Annotated in this window: 15 protein-coding genes, 1 pseudogene and 1 riboswitch; of the genes and pseudogenes, 7 read left to right on the top strand and 9 right to left on the bottom strand. The window is 69.2% G+C overall.

Annotated elements, in window-relative coordinates; genetic code table 11:
* Positions 1–54 precede the first annotated feature (54 nt).
* A complete protein-coding gene (locus OG876_RS26395; RefSeq protein ID WP_328519326.1) occupies positions 55–462 on the top strand; it encodes a nuclear transport factor 2 family protein in 408 nt (135 codons plus the stop codon).
* Positions 463–466: 4 nt separating this feature from the next.
* Positions 467–547, top strand: a riboswitch (ZMP/ZTP riboswitch).
* Positions 548–554: 7 nt separating this feature from the next.
* A pseudogene (locus tag OG876_RS26390) lies at positions 555–1,478 on the top strand (5-aminoimidazole-4-carboxamide ribonucleotide transformylase); the annotation flags it as partial.
* On the opposite strand, the gene OG876_RS26385 reads toward OG876_RS26390, so the two are convergent.
* From OG876_RS26385 to OG876_RS26370, 4 genes are all read right to left on the bottom strand, one after another.
* Positions 1,479–3,737, bottom strand: a complete 2,259-nt coding sequence (locus tag OG876_RS26385) for an MMPL family transporter (protein ID WP_328519324.1) — start codon at positions 3,735–3,737, stop codon at positions 1,479–1,481.
* A 161-nt stretch (positions 3,738–3,898) separates the two neighbouring features.
* Positions 3,899–4,162, bottom strand: coding sequence for a MoaD/ThiS family protein (locus OG876_RS26380; protein WP_328519323.1), 264 nt, complete (start codon positions 4,160–4,162; stop codon positions 3,899–3,901).
* Positions 4,162–5,247 (bottom strand): WD40/YVTN/BNR-like repeat-containing protein, encoded by a 1,086-nt coding sequence (locus OG876_RS26375; protein ID WP_328519322.1) that lies wholly within the window; start codon positions 5,245–5,247, stop codon positions 4,162–4,164. Before OG876_RS26375 ends, OG876_RS26380 begins: the two co-directional genes overlap by 1 nt.
* A gap of 15 nt (positions 5,248–5,262) precedes the next feature.
* Positions 5,263–6,195, bottom strand: a complete 933-nt coding sequence (locus OG876_RS26370) for a 2-hydroxyacid dehydrogenase (protein ID WP_328519321.1) — start codon at positions 6,193–6,195, stop codon at positions 5,263–5,265.
* 77 nt (positions 6,196–6,272) lie between these two features.
* On the opposite strand from OG876_RS26370, the gene OG876_RS26365 reads away from it, so the two are divergent.
* The 4 genes from OG876_RS26365 to OG876_RS26350 all read left to right on the top strand — a co-directional run bounded on the left by OG876_RS26365 (position 6,273) and on the right by OG876_RS26350 (position 10,729).
* A complete protein-coding gene (locus OG876_RS26365) occupies positions 6,273–7,652 on the top strand; it encodes an FAD-binding oxidoreductase (RefSeq protein WP_328519320.1) in 1,380 nt (459 codons plus the stop codon).
* On the top strand, positions 7,649–8,935 hold the full coding sequence (locus OG876_RS26360) for a cyclopropane-fatty-acyl-phospholipid synthase family protein (RefSeq protein ID WP_328519319.1): 1,287 nt from the start codon (positions 7,649–7,651) through the stop codon (positions 8,933–8,935). The genes OG876_RS26365 and OG876_RS26360 overlap by 4 nt, the downstream gene beginning before the upstream one ends.
* 203 nt (positions 8,936–9,138) lie before the next feature.
* Positions 9,139–10,104 carry a PQQ-dependent sugar dehydrogenase gene (locus OG876_RS26355; RefSeq protein WP_328519318.1) on the top strand — a complete coding sequence of 322 codons (966 nt, stop codon included), beginning with the start codon at positions 9,139–9,141 and terminating at the stop codon, positions 10,102–10,104.
* 73 nt (positions 10,105–10,177) lie between these two features.
* Positions 10,178–10,729 carry a general stress protein gene (locus tag OG876_RS26350; protein ID WP_328519317.1) on the top strand — a complete coding sequence of 184 codons (552 nt, stop codon included), beginning with the start codon at positions 10,178–10,180 and terminating at the stop codon, positions 10,727–10,729.
* A gap of 51 nt (positions 10,730–10,780) precedes the next feature.
* On the opposite strand, the gene gatB is transcribed toward OG876_RS26350, so the two are convergent.
* From gatB to gatC, 3 genes are read right to left on the bottom strand one after another with little or no spacing between them, the layout of a single operon-like run.
* Entirely contained in the window at positions 10,781–12,277 is a 1,497-nt protein-coding gene (gene gatB, locus OG876_RS26345) for an Asp-tRNA(Asn)/Glu-tRNA(Gln) amidotransferase subunit GatB (protein WP_328519316.1), read from the bottom strand.
* A complete protein-coding gene (gene gatA, locus OG876_RS26340) occupies positions 12,274–13,779 on the bottom strand; it encodes an Asp-tRNA(Asn)/Glu-tRNA(Gln) amidotransferase subunit GatA (RefSeq protein WP_328519315.1) in 1,506 nt (501 codons plus the stop codon). Before gatA ends, gatB begins: the two co-directional genes overlap by 4 nt.
* Positions 13,779–14,075: an Asp-tRNA(Asn)/Glu-tRNA(Gln) amidotransferase subunit GatC gene (gatC, locus tag OG876_RS26335; RefSeq protein WP_131355449.1), complete on the bottom strand. Its 297-nt coding sequence runs from the start codon at positions 14,073–14,075 to the stop codon at positions 13,779–13,781. Before gatC ends, gatA begins: the two co-directional genes overlap by 1 nt.
* Before the next feature lie 234 nt (positions 14,076–14,309).
* On the opposite strand from gatC, the gene OG876_RS26330 reads away from it, so the two are divergent.
* On the top strand, positions 14,310–14,954 hold the full coding sequence (locus OG876_RS26330; protein WP_328519314.1) for an ACT domain-containing protein: 645 nt from the start codon (positions 14,310–14,312) through the stop codon (positions 14,952–14,954).
* A 71-nt stretch (positions 14,955–15,025) separates the two neighbouring features.
* Here the strand turns inward: OG876_RS26330 and OG876_RS26325 are convergent, their stop codons facing one another.
* Complete coding sequence (locus OG876_RS26325; RefSeq protein WP_328519313.1) at positions 15,026–15,250, bottom strand: hypothetical protein; 225 nt, start codon at positions 15,248–15,250, stop codon at positions 15,026–15,028.
* Positions 15,251–15,297: 47 nt separating this feature from the next.
* Positions 15,298–16,272, bottom strand: a complete 975-nt coding sequence (locus OG876_RS26320) for a hypothetical protein (RefSeq protein WP_328519312.1) — start codon at positions 16,270–16,272, stop codon at positions 15,298–15,300.
* Positions 16,273–16,349 lie beyond the last annotated feature (77 nt).

Genomic DNA, 16,349 nt, shown 5'->3' with positions numbered 1-16,349 from the left:
TTGGTATCCGATCCCACCGGCGCGGTCACCAGACTGCCGTGACAGGAGGCCGACATGACCGGAATCAGTCACCCGCCGACCGACAGCGGTCGCACCCGACTCGAGGCGTACGTCGACGGGTGGCGGCGGCACGACATCGCGGCCGTTCTGGACACGTTGACCGACGACTGCGTGGTGATCGAGTCGTATGGGCCGGTCTATCGGGGCAAGGCGCGGGTCGAGCAGTGGATGAACGCCTGGTTCGGTGCCGGCGGCACCGTCGACGCCTGGGAGATCACGTCATCGGCAGCGGCCGGCGACACGCTGGTCGTCGAGTGGCGCTTCGAGTGCACGTGGAAGGGCGAACCCGGCGCGTTCGACGGCGCCACGATCGCGCGACTCGACCAGGGTCGCATCGCGTACCTCCGCGAGTACGCGACCACCGCTGCGCTCTATGACTGGACCGGCAGCTGGCGCGACTAAGCTGTCCGTAGACCGCGACTGGCGAGGGTGGAGTACCACCGGGGAGCGGGTTGTGAACAAGGCGTCGTCCGCCTGGGCGCCTCCGGCTCTCGTTTCGGAGGCTCCTGATGCGCTATGGCATGAATCCCCACCAGCCCGCCACGATGACGGCTCTCGGCGGCTCCCCGTTCACAGTCGTGTCGGGCGTTCCGTCGTACATCAACGTCCTGGATGCGCTGACCGGGTGGCAGCTCGTCCGCGAGGCGTCCGGTGCCTTCGGCGTTCCGGCGGCTGCGTCGTACAAGCATGTGTCGCCCGCCGGGACGGCGCTTAGTGAAGGCGTGGCCGGCGCCTACCTGCGTGCCCGCGATGCCGATCCCAAGTCGTCGTACGGCGACTTCGTTGCCGTCTCGCATCCGGTCGACGAGGAGCTCGCCGGGGTGCTCAAGCGTGTCGTGTCGGACGGGATCATCGCGCCCGGGTACGACGAGGGCGTGGTCGGGACGTTGGCTGCGAAGAAGCGTGGGAGCTTTCTGGTGCTGGAGGCGGACCCGGTGTTCGAGCCGCCGGCGGAGGAGGTTCGCGAGCTCTACGGACTGCGGTTGACTCAGCGGCGGGACGACGTACCGCTGACTCGTGAGCTGCTGGATCCCGCGGTGCCGCACGCGGCGGCCCGGGATCTCCTGCTCGGGCTGATCGTTGTCCGCTACACGCAGTCGAACACGGTCGCGATGGTCAAGGACGGCATGACGATCGGCGTCGGCGCCGGGCAGCAGTCGCGGGTCGACTGCACCCGCCTCGCCGGCGAGAAGGCTGCCGCGTGGTGGGTCCGCCGTTCATCCGAAGTGCTCGCGGATGTGTCGATGGTGTCCGACGGTGCGCTCCCCTTCGTCGACAACGTCGAGGAAGCGCACCGGTACGGCGTCGCGCACATCGCCGAGCCGGGCGGGTCCATCCGGTCGGACGAGATCGCGGAGGCGTGCGCCGTTCGCGGCATCACCTGGTCGCCGACCGGCGTCCGGCTGTTCCGGCACTGATCAGGCGACGTCGACCTTCGGTGGCTCGCGCTCGGCCGGGGCCGGCTGCGGACCGCCTTCCAGCTGGATGTCGGGGATGATGCGGTCGAGCCAGCCCGGCAGCCACCAGGCCCGGTCGCCGAGCAGGGTCATGACGGACGGGACCAGGATCATCCGGACGATGCTGGCGTCGATGAGAACGGCGACGGCCATGCCGACCGCCAGCATCTTCACCGTCGGATCGTCGTCGAGGACGAAGCTCAGGAAGACCACGATCATGATCGCCGCCGCGGTGGTGATCACCCGCGCGGTCGCGCCGATCCCGATCGCCACGGCGCGATGGCTGTCGTTCGTCGCGATCCAGGCCTCGTGCACCCGGGACAGCAGGAACACCTCGTAGTCCATCGACAGCCCGAACACGATCGCGAACATCAGCATCGGCACGAACGACGGGATCGGCACCTTCTCGTCGATCCCGACCAGGGAGGATCCCCAGCCCCACTGGAAGACCGCGACGATCACGCCATACGCGGCGCCGACCGACAACAGGTTGAGGATCGCGGCCTTGACCCCGATCAGCAGCGAGCGGAAGGCGACGGTGAGCAGCAGGAACGCGAGCAGCACCACGGCGCCGATCAGCCACAGCATCCGCCCGGCCACCTTCTCGGTGAAGTCGACGTACCCGGCGGTGGTGCCGACGACGAAGGTCGGCTCCTGCTGCCCCGCGAGTACGTCGTCGCGGATCCGGTTGACCAGATCCTCGGTCTCCGCCGACGACGGTGACGTGGTCGGGATGACGGTGATGATCGCCGTCGTACCGGCGCTGTTCATGGTCGCCGGTTGGACGGCGGCCACCCCGGCGGTCTTCTGTAGCGTGGACGTGAGGCCGGTCAGCAACGTCTGCTTGTCGGTCGAACTCTCGGACGGGAGCTGTACGACGACCGTCAGCGGACCGTTGGCACCCGGGCCGAACCCTTGGGCGATCAGGTCGTACGCCTTCCGGCTCGAGTCCGCCGCCGGATCGGTGCCGGCGTCGAGCTGGCCCAGATTCATCGAGAACAGTGGGATGGCCAGGATGAGCAGCACGAGGGTGGCGGCGATGCCGTAGGGCCACGGCCGATCGCTCACCCTGCGCCCCCAGCGGGCGAACGCGCTCTGCTCGTGCTTGAGGTCGCGTTGCTCGCGCTCCTCCGCCCGGTGCTCCGCCACGGCTCGCTCGTCCGGGAGCCCGGCCTCGAGCTCCCGCTCCTCCACCAGATGGTGCCGGTCCTTGCGGTTGAGGACGAGGAACTTCGCCAGGCCGAGCATGGCGGGGATGAGGGTCAGCGCCGCCAGCACGGTCACCGCGACGACGATGGCCGAGGACAGACCGAGCGCGCCGACGAACGGTACGCCGGAAACGTAGAGGCCGAGGATCGCGATGACGACCGTCCCGCCGGCGACCAGGATGGCCGCACCGGACGTCGACTCCGTGCGACCGGCCGACTCCTCGACTCCTATCCCGTCCTCGAGCTGCTCGCGATGGCGCGACACCATGAAGAGCCCGTAGTCGATCGCGACGCCGAGCCCGAGCAGGGTGGCGACCGTCGGCGCCGACACCGGGAAGTCCTTCACCGCCGCGAGCAGACCGAGGATGGCCAGCCCGCCGCCGACGCTGAAGATCGCGGCGATCAGCGGCAGTCCGGCCGCGACGATGGACCGGAACATCAGGAACAGCAACAACAGCGCCAGCGCGAGGCCGATGGTCTCCGACAGTGTGTCGTCCGCCTGTTTCCCGATCTGGCCGGCGCCTCCGCCGTACTCGACCTGCAGCCCGGCGGCCCTGGCCGGCTGGACGGCGGCATCCAGTTTGTCGACGTAGCTGCTGTCGAGCGACGCCGGCACCACCGAGAACGAGACCGGAGCGTTGACGATGCTGCCGTCCTTGGAGATGTACGCCGTCTGTGACGTCGCCAGCGGATCGACGGCCGAGACCACGTCCGGCAGCTTGGCGACCGCGGCCATCGACGTCTTCACCGCGTCGGCCTGCTGGGAGACCGTGCCGGTCTTCGCGTGGAAGACGATCGAACCGGAGTAGCCGCCGGCGGTGGCGAAGTCCTTGTTCAGGATGTTCAGTCCGGCCGACGACTCGCTGCCCGGGACCGTGTAGTTGTTCACGTACGTGCCGCCGAACGCGGACCGCAGTACAAACAATCCGACGACCAGCACCAGCCAGCCTGCGATCACGAACCAGTGGAACCGCGCGGCCCCCCGGCCGAGACGATCCAGAAACGCGTGCACAGGGCCCCCTCCCCCAGGCGCCCCCCAGGCGACGGCCCCGCCGTCGACCCCTCCGCCGACAGTAAGCCGGGCCCCGACCCGGTCACAACCCCTCGCCCCCGAAGCACACCCCTACGCCACCACCCGATCGCTGCCCGTCACGCGCACAGTCGGGCCCGGTGTCAGCCGCCGGCGACGCTGGGGAGGATCAGGAGTTCGTCTCCGTCTTGGAGGGGCGTGCCGAGGCCGTCGAGGTCACGGATGTTGTCGTTGTGGAGGTAGATGTTGACGTGCCGGCGAACGGCGCCCTGCTCGTCGGTCAACCTCCGGCGCAGCACTGGGTCGAGGGCGGCGAAGGCCTCGGCGACGGTGGAGCCGTCGACCTCGACGCACTCGGCTCCGCCCGCGAACGGCCGGAGGACGGTCGGCAGGCGGACGGAGATCATCAGATCACCGCGGCGCGCACGGTGAGCACATCCGGCAGGTGACGTGCCACCTCGACCCAGGTGTCACCGGCGTCGGCGCTCGCGTAGACGCAGCCGTCGCGGGTGCCGACGTACACACCGGCCGGGTCGGCGGTGTCGGTGGTGAGGGCGTCGCGCAGGACCGGGACGTAAGACACATCGGGCAGACCCGTGGTCAGCGGCTCCCAGGTCGCCCCGGCGTCGCGGGAGCGGTAGACACGGCACTTGGCCTCGGTCGGGATCCGGTTGCCGTCCGCGATCAGCGGGAAGACGTACACCGTCGCCGGCTCGTGCGGATGCACCGCGATCGGGAACCCGAAGTCCGACGGCAGCCCGTCCGCGATCGACTTCCAGATCGCCCCACCGTCGTCGGACCGGTAGACGCCGTGATGGTTCTGCGCGAACATCCGCTCCGGTACGGCGGGATGCGCGGCCAGCTTGTGCACACACTGACCGAACTCCGGGTAGGGGTCGGGGAAGAACTTCGCCTGGATCCCGTGGTTCGCCGGCGCCCACGACGCGCCGCCGTCGGCCGTCCGATAGACCCCGCCGGTCGACATCGCGACGCTGACCTGATCGGGATCGGTGGGATGCGGCAGCACCGTGTGCACCGCCTGACCGCCGAAGCCGGCGCCCCACTCCTTGCGGTGCGGATGGTCCCAGAGCCCGCGGACCAGCTCGAACGTCACTCCCCCGTCGGTCGACTTCCACAGCGCCGACGGCTGCGTCCCGGCGTACACGACACCCGGCTGACCGGCCGGTCCCGGCTGGATCTGCCAGACCCGCTCGAGTGAGGCGTCGGCGTCGGCCGGGAATCCGATCGATCCCTCCGGCGGCTCGTCCCAGGTCGCACCGAGGTCGTCGGAGTGGAAGACGGCCGGTCCCCAATGCTCGCTGGTCCCGCCGGCGAACATCCGTGGCCGCTCACCCCGGGTGTCGATGCCCACGGCGTACACGCCCTGCATCTCGAAGTGCGGCCCGTCGAGAGTCCAGTTCTGGCGGGCGGCATCGCTCCGGCCGATCCAGAGCCCCTTCTTGGTCCCGATCAGCAGTACGGCCTCGGACATCCTTGTCCTCCTCGTTCAGCGTGGTGGACCTGCCACCACATTGATCAGCGGTTCGCCGGAGGCGTAGCGCTCCAGCTGTGCTCGCACCAGGCGCGCCACCCGCGGCGCGAACGCCGTCGAGGCACCGCCCCGGTGCGGATTGATCAGTACGTTCGGAGCCGACCAGAGCGGATGACCGGCGGGCAGTGGCTCGGGGTCGGTGACGTCAAGCGCTGCGCTGATCCGTCGCGTGCCGAGCTCGGCCAGCAACGCGTCGGTGTCGACGACGACACCGCGAGCAACGTTCACCAACAGCGCGCCGTCCTTCAAGCTCGCCAGGAACTTCGCGTCCACCATCCCGCGCGTCTCCGCGGTCGCCGGGGTCAGCAGGACGACGACATCCGCCCGCGGCAGCAACTCCGGCAGCTCACTGATCGGATGTACGCCGTCCCGGGCCCGCCGCGCGACCCGGATCACCTCACACTCGAACCCGCTCAGCCGCCGCTCCAGCGCCTCCCCGATCGACCCGTAGCCCAGGATCAGCACCGTGCGATCCGCGAGTGAGTCGTCGACCTCGTCGTACGAGTTGGGCCAGAGCTGCTTCTCCTGGTCGCGGACGGCCCGCGGCAGGCGCCGGTACGACGCCAGGATCAGGGCGACCGCGAGCTCCGCGGTGGACGCGTCGTGGACCCCGCGCGCGTTGCACAGGGTCACGCCCTCGGCCAGGTGCGGCAGCACGTGCTCGAACCCGGCGGTCTGGAGTTGCACGACCTTCAGGGCCGGCATCTCGCCGACGATGTCGATCACCCGGGAGCCACCCATGTATCCGGGCACGTAGACCTCGACCTCGGCGAGCGACTCCGGCCGCTCCCCGCCGTCGTAGAAGTCGACATCGAATCCCGCGGGCAGCCCGCCGAGGAAGGTGTCCGGGTCCTCCCAGGGCAGCCATGCCTTCACCACATCAGCCATGCCCACGAACCTACTCGGGTGAGAGGACAGTTTTGAACACCCGTGCCAGACACCGGGCGTCGTCGTACTCTGGATCGGTGCCTTCGACATCGGATCTGGCGGCGACGCTCGAGCATGATCAGGCCGTAGGGCGGTTGAAGGAGTCGTACCAGCGGATCCCCCCGGGCGAGCCGGTCCGGTTGGCGAAGCGCAGTTCGAACCTGTTCCGCCCACGGGCGGACGTCGAGCGCCCCGGCCTCGACGTGTCGAGGCTCACCGGCGTGATCAGCGTCGACCCGGCCGCGCGGACCGCGGACGTCCAGGGCATGTGCACCTACGAGGACCTGGTCGCGGCCACGCTCCCGCACGGGCTGACCCCGATGGTCGTGCCGCAACTGAAGACGATCACGCTCGGCGGCGCGGTGACCGGGCTCGGCATCGAGTCGTCGTCGTTCCGGGCCGGACTGCCGCACGAGTCCGTGCTGGAACTCGACATCCTCACCGGCGCCGGCGACCTGGTCACCGCGCGCCCCGAGGGTGAGCACGCGGACCTGTTCCGGATGTTCCCGAACTCCTACGGCACCCTCGGCTACGCCACCCGGCTGACGATCGAGCTCGACCGGATCTCGCCGTACGTCGCCCTCCGGCACGTCCGCCTCGGCCTCGACGAGCTGGCCCCGGCGATCGACGAGATCGTTGCCTCGAGCACGTACGACGGGGAGCCGGTGCAGTTCGTCGACGGGGTCGCGTTCAGCCCGTCGGAGGCGTACCTGACCCTCGGGCGGAACAGCGACGCCGCCGTGCGGACCAGCGACTACACGGGCCAGCAGATCTACTACCGCTCGATCCAGCAGCGCCCGACGGACTTCCTCACCGCGCACGACTACCTGTGGCGCTGGGACACCGACTGGTTCTGGTGCTCGGCCGCGTTCGGCGCGCAGCAGCCGGTGGTACGGCGCCTGTGGCCGCGACGCTGGCGGCGGAGCGATGTTTTCCACAAGATCGTCGGCTTCGAGAACCGGCATCATTTCGCCGCACGCCTGGACCGCCGGCGCGGACGGCCGGATCGCGAACGCGTCGTCCAGGACGTGGAGATCCCGGTCGACCGGCTGGCCGGGTTCCTGCGCTGGTTCGACGCCGAGGTCGGGATGCGGCCGGTCTGGCTGTGCCCGCTCCGGCTGCGTGGGTCGGCGGACTGGCCGCTGTACCCGCTCAAGCCCGGCGAGACCTATGTGAACGTCGGCTTCTGGGGCACCGTGGCGATCGCCGCCGGCGCCTCGGACGGTGACGTGAACCGGCGGATCGAGGCCGCGGTGGCCGAGTTCGGCGGGCACAAATCGCTGTACTCCGACGCGTACTACGACCGAGACACTTTCGACCGGCTCTACAACGTCCCGGCCTTGACCGAGGTGAAGCAACGCTACGACCCGAACGCCCGGCTCACCGGGCTCTACGAAAAGGCGGTGACGCGCCGATGACGACGCTCGCGACCCAGGTTTCGATCGCTGACGCACTAACCACGGTGACTCCGGCCGGCCTGCCGTTCCGGTTCACGGCGTACGACGGGAGCGCGACCGGCCCGGAGGACTCGCCGATCCACATGCATCTGGCCTCCGAGCGCGGCCTGTCCTACGTACTCACGGCACCCGGGGACCTCGGCCTGGTCCGCGCGTACGTGATGGGCGATCTGGAGATCACCGGCATCCACGAGGGCAATCCGTACGACCTGATGCGGATGATGCTCAACCAGGTGCATTTCGAGCGTCCGACGACGGCGGAGGCGCTGCGGATCGTCCGCGGGCTCGGCTGGAGTCACCTGAAGCCGCCGCCTCCGCCGCCGCAGGAGCACCTGCCGAAGTGGCGTCGTACCTTCGAGGGACTGCGGCACTCGAAGGCCCGGGACAAGGCGGCGATCCACCACCACTACGACGTGTCGAACACGTTCTACGAGTGGATCCTCGGCCCGTCGATGACCTACACGTGTGCCGTCTATCCGACCGCGGAGGCTTCGCTGGAGGAGGCGCAGTACGAGAAGTACGACCTGGTCGCGCGGAAGCTCGACCTTCAGGCCGGGCAACGACTCCTCGACGTCGGGTGCGGCTGGGGCGGCATGGTCCGGCACGCGGCCCGCGAGTACGGCGTTCGTGCGCTGGGCGTCACGCTGTCATCCGCCCAGGCCGAGTGGGCCAACGCGGCGATCAAGCGGGAAGGACTCGAGCACCTGGCCGAGGTCCGCTTCCTGGACTACCGGGACGTCGCCGAGCGCGACTTCGACGCGATCAGTTCGATCGGCCTGACCGAACACATCGGCGTGCGCAACTACCCGTCGTACTTCGGGTTCCTGCTCGACCGGCTGAAGCCCGGCGGCCGGCTGCTGAACCACAGCATCACCCGCCCGGACAACCGCTTCCGCTCCACCGGCGCGTTCATCGACCGCTACATCTTCCCCGACGGCGAGCTGATCGGCTCCGGCCGGATCATCGCCGAGGCCCAGGACGCCGGCTTCGAGGTCCGCCACGAGGAGAACCTCCGCGAGCACTACGCCCTCACCCTGGCCGCCTGGTCCGACAACCTGGTCGCCCACTGGGACGAGGCCGTCGCCGAGGTCGGCCACCCCACGGCCAAGATCTGGGGCCTCTACCTGGCCGCCTGCCGCGTCGGCTTCGAACGGAACAACACCCAACTCCACCAGGTCCTGGCCGTAAAACTCGACGACGACGCCAACGCCCACTTCCCCCTCCGCCCCACCTGGCTCAGCTGAACCGTTGTTGGACCTGCGGTGTATTAGTAGGCAGGACTAGCAGAGGAGACGGCGTGGTCGGGACGACTGTCAGGCGGCGGGGGCGGGCTGCGGTGGTGTTGACTGCGCTGGCGTTGGTGGCTGGGTGCTCTGAGGCCACACCGAGTAGTTCTGGTAGTGCTTCTGCACCGGCTACGTCCGGTACGGGGGTGCAGCCTGGTGCCGTGAAGCTCACTGTCGCTTCGACGGTGGCTACCGGGATCCAGGTGCCGTGGGGCCTGGCGTTCCTGCCGGACAAGAGTGCGTTGGTGGCGGAGCGGGACTCGGGGAAGATCAAGCGGATCGCCGGCGGCCAGGTGAGTGACGTCGGCACCGTGGAGGATGTGAACGCGTCGGCGGAGGGTGGGTTGCTCGGGCTGGCGGTGGACCCGGGGTATCCGGGGAAGCCGTACATCTACGCGTACTACTCCGGCGGGGACGACAACCGGATCGCCCGGATCACGTACCAGGACAACCAGCTGTCCGACCAGCAGGTGATCCTGGAAGGGATCCCCTCCGCGGCCATCCACAACGGCGGGCGATTGCGGTTCGGGCCGGACGGATTCCTGTACGCCGGGACCGGTGACGGCTCGGATCGGCCGAACTCGCAGGACGACGGATCGCTGGGCGGGAAGATCCTGCGGATCACCACCGAGGGCAAGGCGGCACCGGGCAACCCGGACGGTCGCCTGTGGATCACCAAGGGCCACCGGAACGTTCAGGGTCTCGCCTTCGACGGCACCCAGTTGTACGCAGCCGAGTTCGGCCAGAACACGTGGGACGAGCTGAACGCGATCACGCCCGGCGCGAACTACGGCTGGCCGGCCGCCGAGGGGATCAGCCACCTCGACGGGATGACCGACCCGATCGCCCAGTGGCACACCTCCGACGCGTCGCCGTCCGGGATCGCGTTCGCCCAGGGGTACATCTTCATGGCGTCGCTGCGCGGGCAGCGGCTCTGGGCGATACCTGTTGCCAACGGCAAGCGAATCGGCGAGCCGCAGGCGTTCTTCACCAACCAGTACGGCCGGTTGCGCACCGTGGAGGTGGCTCCGGACGGGTCGCTGTGGCTGACCACGTCGAACACCGACGGGCGCGGCGACCCCCGGGGCGGCGACGACCGGATCCTCCGGATCACGATCAGCCGCTGATTGCCAACCGTTTCAAACCTTTGGCCGTCTGGTACTTGTGGAGGAAAGCCAGCGTTCGGAGGAGGAGATCGGTATGCGGACCGGCCAGGTGTCCGGTGTTCCCAGCAGGGTGATCGGTTCGGTGAGCAGCTACGAGGATGCTCAGCGGACGGTCGGCTACCTGCGAAGTTACGGGATGGACGCGGCCAGCCTGGAGGTGGTCGGCGCCGGGCTCCGGCGAGCCGAGAGACAGCGAGCCATCCCGGTCGCCCGGCTCACCGGTGCCGGGACGCTGCAGGGTGCGCTGCTCGGCGTACTCGCCGCGATCTTCGTCACGCTCGTGGCCCAGACGACGCTGACCGGTCTCGCCGTCGTCGTGTGGGGTTTCGTGTACGGCGCTCTCATCGGTGGGCTGTGGGGGTTGTTCAAGGGACTCGTCCGCAACCGCCCCGACGCTGTCTCCATCGAGATCGTGCCCACCCGCTACGAGGTGCGCTGCCCGCCCGAGGAGCTCTCCGTCGCCCAGACCCTGCTGGCCGACGCCGCGGACATCGACGACGGCCGGGTCGAGCGCGAGGTGATCGCGGACGCGCCGCAGCACGAGCCGAAGCGGCGTACGGAGCAGAACGAGAAGGACGCCGCCTGAGCTGAGAATCGCCGGACCCCAGGGTGAGCCCCCCGGGGTCCGGCGACTACCTCAGATCCCCAGCTTCGCGTTCAGGAGTTCGCGGACCTTGGCCGCGTCGGCCTGGCCGCGCATGTCCTTCATCACCGCGCCGATGAGTGCACCGGCGGCGGCCGGCTTGCCGGAGTTGACCTTCTCGACCACATCCGGGTTCGCCGCGATCGCCCGGTCGATGGCCTCGATCAGCGCCGAGTCGTCCGAGACCAGCGCGAGTCCGCGCTTCTCGATGATCTCGGCCGGCGTGCCCTCGCCCTTGATCAGGCCGTCGAACACCTGCCGGGCGAGCTTGTCGTTGAGCGAGCCGTCGTCGACCAGCTTCTGCACCTCGGCGACCTCGGCCGGGCCGACGCCCAGCGCGTCCAGGTCCTGGCCGGACTCGTTCGCCGCGCGGGCGAGCTCACCCAGCCACCACTTCTTCGCGGCGGCCGGCGTCACGCCGAGCCCGACCGTCGCCACGATCGGCTCGAGCGCGTTGCCGTTGATGACGTCGCGCATCTCCAGGTCGGTGAAACCCCACTCCTCCTGCAGCCGGACCCGGCGCAGAGAAGGTGCCTCGGGCAACGAAGAACGGATCTCCTCGACCCACTCGCGCGACGGGGCGATCGGGACCAGGTCGGGCTCCGGGAAGTACCGGTAGTCGTCCGCGTCGGACTTCTCCCGGCCGGACGTGGTGATGCCGGTGTCCTCGTGCCAGTGCCGGGTCTCCTGCAGGACCTTGCCGCCGGAGTTCAGCACCGCTGCCTGCCGGGTGATCTCGTAGGTCACCGCGCGCTCGACCGAGCGGAACGAGTTCACATTCTTGGTCTCGGTCCGCGTGCCCAGGACGGTCGAGCCGTGCGGCTTCAGCGACACGTTGGCGTCGCACCGCAGCGACCCCTGATCCATCCGGACATCCGAGACGCCCAGCGCGAGCAGCAGGTCGCGCAGCATGCTCACGTACGCGCGGGCCACCGCGGCGGCCTTGTCCCCCGGTACCTCGATCGTCTTGGTGACGATCTCGATCAGCGGGATGCCGGCCCGGTTGTAGTCGACCAGCGAGTGCGAGGCGCCATGGATCCGGCCGGTCGCGCCACCGACGTGGGTGGACTTGCCGGTGTCCTCCTCCATGTGGGCGCGCTCGATCTCGATCCGGTACGTCTCGCCGTCGACTACCACCTCGGTCCAGCCGTTGTACGCGATCGGCTCGTCGTACTGCGAGGTCTGGAAGTTCTTCGGCATGTCCGGGTAGAAGTAGTTCTTCCGGGCGAACCGGCACCACTCCGCGATCTCGCAGTTCAGCGCCAGGCCAATCTTGATCGCGGACTCGACGCCGACCCTGTTCACCACCGGCAGTGCGCCCGGCAGGCCGAGGCAGACCGGACAGGTCTGCGTGTTCGGCGGCGCACCGAACTCGGTCGGGCAGCCGCAGAACATCTTCGACCTCGTGTTCAGCTCGACGTGGACCTCGAGGCCCATCACCGGGTCGTACTGCGCCAGCGCGTCGTCGATCTCGAGGACGGTCGCGGTCATCGGGTCACCTCCAGCTCCGGAGCCTTGGTCATCAGCACGCCGCCCCACTGATCGGCCAGGGCCGACTCCAGCGCGGCGCCGACGGTGTAGCACAGGTCGTCGCGCATCACCGGCGCCATCACGTGGAAGCCGACCGGCATGCCGTCCTCGTCCGCCAGGCCGCATGGGAACGAGCCGGCCGCGTTGCCGGCCAGGTTGGACGGGATCGTGCACAGGTCGTTCTTGTACATCGCGATCGGGTCGTCGATCCGGTCCCCGATCGCGAACGCCGTCGTCGGCGTCGCGGGCGAGACCAGCACGTCGACCTGCTCGTAGGCGTTGGCGAAGTCGCGGGCGATCAGCGTCCGCACCTTCTGCGCCTGCCCGTAGTAGGCGTCGTAGTACCCGCTCGAGAGCGCGTGCGTGCCGAGCATGATCCGGCGCTTCACCTCGGCGCCGAAGCCGGCCTCGCGGGTCAGGCTCATCACCGTCTCCGCGCTGTTCGTGCCGTCGTCGCCGACGCGCAGCCCGTACCGCATCGCGTCGAACTTGGCCAGGTTGGACGAGGCCTCGCTCGGCAGGATCAGGTAGTACGCCGGCAACGCGTACTGAAAGTACGGGCACGAGACCTCGACCACTTCGGCGCCGAGCTTGGTGAGCAGCTCGACCGCCTCGTGGAAGCGCGCCTCCACACCCGGCTGGTATCCCTCGCCGCCGAGCTCCTTGACCACACCGATGCGCAGACCGGTCACGTCACCGTTGCGCGCCGCCGCGACGACTGCGGGGACCGGCTGGTTGATCGAGGTCGAGTCCATCGGGTCGTACCCGGCGATCGCCTCGTGCAGCAGCGCCGCGTCCAGGGTCGTCCGCGCACACGGGCCGGGCGTGTCCAGGCTCGAAGCCAGCGCGATCAGTCCGTAGCGTGACGTCCCGCCGTACGTCGGCTTGACGCCGACCGTGCCGGTGAACGCACCGGGCTGCCGGATCGAGCCGCCGGTGTCCGTGCCGATCGCGAGCGGCGCCTCGTACGCCGAGATGGCCGCCGACGAACCGCCGCCGGAACCACCGGGGATCCGGCCCAGGTCCCACGGGTTGTGGGTGGTGCCGTACGCCGAGTTCTCCGTCGAGGAGCCCATCGCGAACTCGTCCATGTTGGTCTTGCCGAGGATGACGATGCCGGCCGCCTTCAGCCGCTTCACGACCGTCGAGTCGTACGGCGGCTTCCAGCCCTCGAGGATCTTCGAACCGGCCGTGGTCGGCACGCCCTCCTGGGTCAGCACGTCCTTCAGCGCCAGCGGGACACCGGCCAGCGGGGCGAGCTGCTCGCCCGCCGCGCGCTTCGCGTCGACAGCGGCGGCCTGCGCCAGCGCGCCGTCGGTGTCGACATGCAGGAACGCGTGCACGTCGCTGTCGACGGCCGCGATCCGGTCCAGGTGCGCCTGGGTGATCTCCACCGAGCTGGCCTGGCCGGAGGTCATCAGTTCCGCGAGCTCGGCCGCGGTCCTACGGATCAGGTCGGTCATCAGTCCTCCTCCAGGATCCGCGGCACCCGGAATCGCTGCTCCTCCGCGGCCGGCGCGCCGGACAGCGCCTGCTCCGGGGTGAGGCACGGCACGTTCTCGTCCGCGCGCATCACGTTCGTCAGCGGCAGGGCGTGGGAGGTCGGCGGGATGTCGTCCGCGGCCACCTGGCTGACCTGCCCGACCAGGGTGATGATCTGGTCGAGCTGTGGCGCGAGGTGGTCGAGCTCGTCATCGGTGAGCTCGATCCGCGCCAGTCGCGCCAGGTGCGCGACCTCTTCGCGGGTAATCGATGGCATGAACTGATCCAATGCTTGCAAGTTGCTGATGGAGTCACAGAGAGGTTCTGAGTGACACCCGAGCCATCCTAGTGGGCGGCTGTGACGGTCGCGTTTCCTTGTCCCCAGGGGCCTGCGGACGACGCTTCGTGATCGTCTGTCGAGAGGGCCGGGCGTGTCTTCGGGCTCCGCTCTGTAACATTGGCCGCGACGGGGCGTTACGCGCATGGTGATCGACTGGGAGATGATCGTTCGGTGTTCCTGCTGCGATTGATCATCCCGGACCGGCCCGGTTCGCTGGGCACCGTGGCGACGGCGCTCGGTGAGGTGAACGCCGACATCCACGCGATCGAGATCGTCGAGCACCGGCGGGAGAACGGCAGCGCCGTCGACGACATCGTGGTCGACCTGCCGCCCGGCGTGCTGCCGGACCGCCTGGTCTCCGCGTGCAACGGCGTACCCGACGTCGAAGTGATCTGGTTCTCGCGGTACGGCGCCGGCGGTGGACTGCACATGGATCTCGAGGCCGTCGAGCAGATGACATCGGCTCCGGCGGACGCGATCGACATCCTGGTCGAGCAGTCGCCGGCCGTGCTGCATGCCGACTGGGCCGCGTTGCTGGACGGCACCGGCAGTGAGGTGAAGGTCGCGCTGGAGACGAGCGCCACCCCGGAGTTCGGCGACATGGCCGGCCAGTGGCTGCCGATGCAGAAGGCAACGACGCTCGAAGCACCGGATCACAAGGGCCTTTCGGAGTCCGTGCTCGTGGCGGCGCCGCTGGAGTCCGAGCGCCGGATCCTGGTGATCGGCCGCCGCGGCGGCCCCGAGTTCCTCGGCTCCGAGGTCGCCCGTCTGTCCTACCTCGCCTCCCTCGCCGTCACCATCCGCGCCACCGCCTGACCGCGCAGCGCCGTACGCCGGACACGCGAAAGCCCCCCGCTCCAGGAGAGCGGGGGGCTTCTGCTGTGGGCCTAGGTGAACTGGAAGTAGGCGAGGACCCAGAGGCCGGCCAGGATCAGGAGGACGACGACGCCGACCAGGGCGACGATCAGGATCGCCTGACTGTTGCTGCCGTTGCGGTCCGGGAGATCGAACTGGGTAGGGCCCCAGGCCCCACCGCCGTCGACGCGCTGGACGGCCTCGGGCGGTGGCGCCGCCACCGTCCGCGGATCCCGCTTCTCCCGGGGGAACTTCATCCAGCCTCCCTGTCCTCGGCCGACGGCTGTGACATCCACCGTAGCGCTCAGACGAAGAACGTCTCGTACGAGATGTTGATTCGCTGCGAGGCGTAGTCGTCCGAGGCGTTGCCGGTGATCTCGACCCGCCATCCGGCCACGTAGGAAGCGGACGACTTTCCGTCACTGTGCGACTGGATGTACGACTTCAGCGCCGCGACGTCCCCGCCCTTCAGCACCCCGAACGCGTCGTTGACCGCGGCCGGCAGCGCCTTCTTCACGTCGCCGGGATCACCCGAGGCGCTCATCTCGATCTGCTTGATGCCCTCGCCCTCGCTGGCGTAGAAGTACACCCGCTGCGAGCCGTACTTGCCGACCTGCTTGCTGCAGGAGCTCGTGCAGACGTACTGCTTCGCCTTCAGCGCCGCGGCCAGCTGCGGCTCGGTCGTGTCGAAGGTCTTCTTCGGCAGGTCGAGCGAGTCCGAACCGGACTTGCCGCCGGACAGCTCCACGGTGTCGCCGTCGTTGCGCAGCTCGAACTCGCCCCAGGTGCTGCCGACCTTCTGCGACTTCTGGCCGGTCTTGATCGCGTCCTGGACCTTCTTGACCTCGCTGCCGCCGAACGTGTCGTTGCCGAGCGCCTGCAGCGCCGCGTCGAAGGTGACCGCGGCGTTGTTGACGTTGTCCTCGTTCTGCGACGTCAGGTCCACGCCGATGATCGTGCCGTCCGACTGGAACTGGAAGATCGCCTGGGCCTCGGTGGCGCCTTCGTACTTGAAGCAGCCGCGGTGCGCGCCCTGGGCGGTGTTGAACAGGTCGCTGCAGCCGTAGCCGAGGCCCTGCAGCTTCTCGGTCGCCGTCTTCGCCTGACCGGTCGCATTGCCGAGCTCGCCGTTGTTGTCGCCGCCGTCGGTCGGGTTGCCGGTCGGCTGCTCGGACGTGGTCGGCCCGGACGCGGGCTTGTCGTCACCACCGAACGCGTGGATGCCGAGGAAGACGAGCAGGCCGATCAGCACGATGCCGACGACACCGCCGCCGATCACCAGCGGCAGCTTGTCCTTGCTGATGCCACCGGGGCCCTTGGAGCCGCCAGGGCCACCCGGCTGCCATTGGGGCTGTC

The sequence above is a fragment of the Kribbella sp. NBC_00359 genome (genome assembly GCF_036097425.1).
GTDB lineage: Bacteria > Actinomycetota > Actinomycetes > Propionibacteriales > Kribbellaceae > Kribbella.
The sequence above is the reverse complement of the archived record's forward strand: the minus strand, read 5'-3'. Positions and strand labels throughout refer to the sequence as shown.

Coding starts and splice junctions, on each gene's coding strand:
- OG876_RS26395 (WP_328519326.1), top strand. CDS start 55: ATGACCGGAATCAGTCACCCGCCGACCGACAGCGGTCGCACCCGACTC.
- OG876_RS26380 (WP_328519323.1), bottom strand. CDS start 4,162: ATGATCTCCGTCCGCCTGCCGACCGTCCTCCGGCCGTTCGCGGGCGGA.
- OG876_RS26375 (WP_328519322.1), bottom strand. CDS start 5,247: ATGTCCGAGGCCGTACTGCTGATCGGGACCAAGAAGGGGCTCTGGATC.
- OG876_RS26370 (WP_328519321.1), bottom strand. CDS start 6,195: ATGGCTGATGTGGTGAAGGCATGGCTGCCCTGGGAGGACCCGGACACC.
- OG876_RS26360 (WP_328519319.1), top strand. CDS start 7,649: ATGACGACGCTCGCGACCCAGGTTTCGATCGCTGACGCACTAACCACG.
- OG876_RS26350 (WP_328519317.1), top strand. CDS start 10,178: ATGCGGACCGGCCAGGTGTCCGGTGTTCCCAGCAGGGTGATCGGTTCG.
- gatB (WP_328519316.1), bottom strand. CDS start 12,277: ATGACCGCGACCGTCCTCGAGATCGACGACGCGCTGGCGCAGTACGAC.
- gatA (WP_328519315.1), bottom strand. CDS start 13,779: ATGACCGACCTGATCCGTAGGACCGCGGCCGAGCTCGCGGAACTGATG.
- gatC (WP_131355449.1), bottom strand. CDS start 14,075: ATGCCATCGATTACCCGCGAAGAGGTCGCGCACCTGGCGCGACTGGCG.
- OG876_RS26325 (WP_328519313.1), bottom strand. CDS start 15,250: ATGAAGTTCCCCCGGGAGAAGCGGGATCCGCGGACGGTGGCGGCGCCA.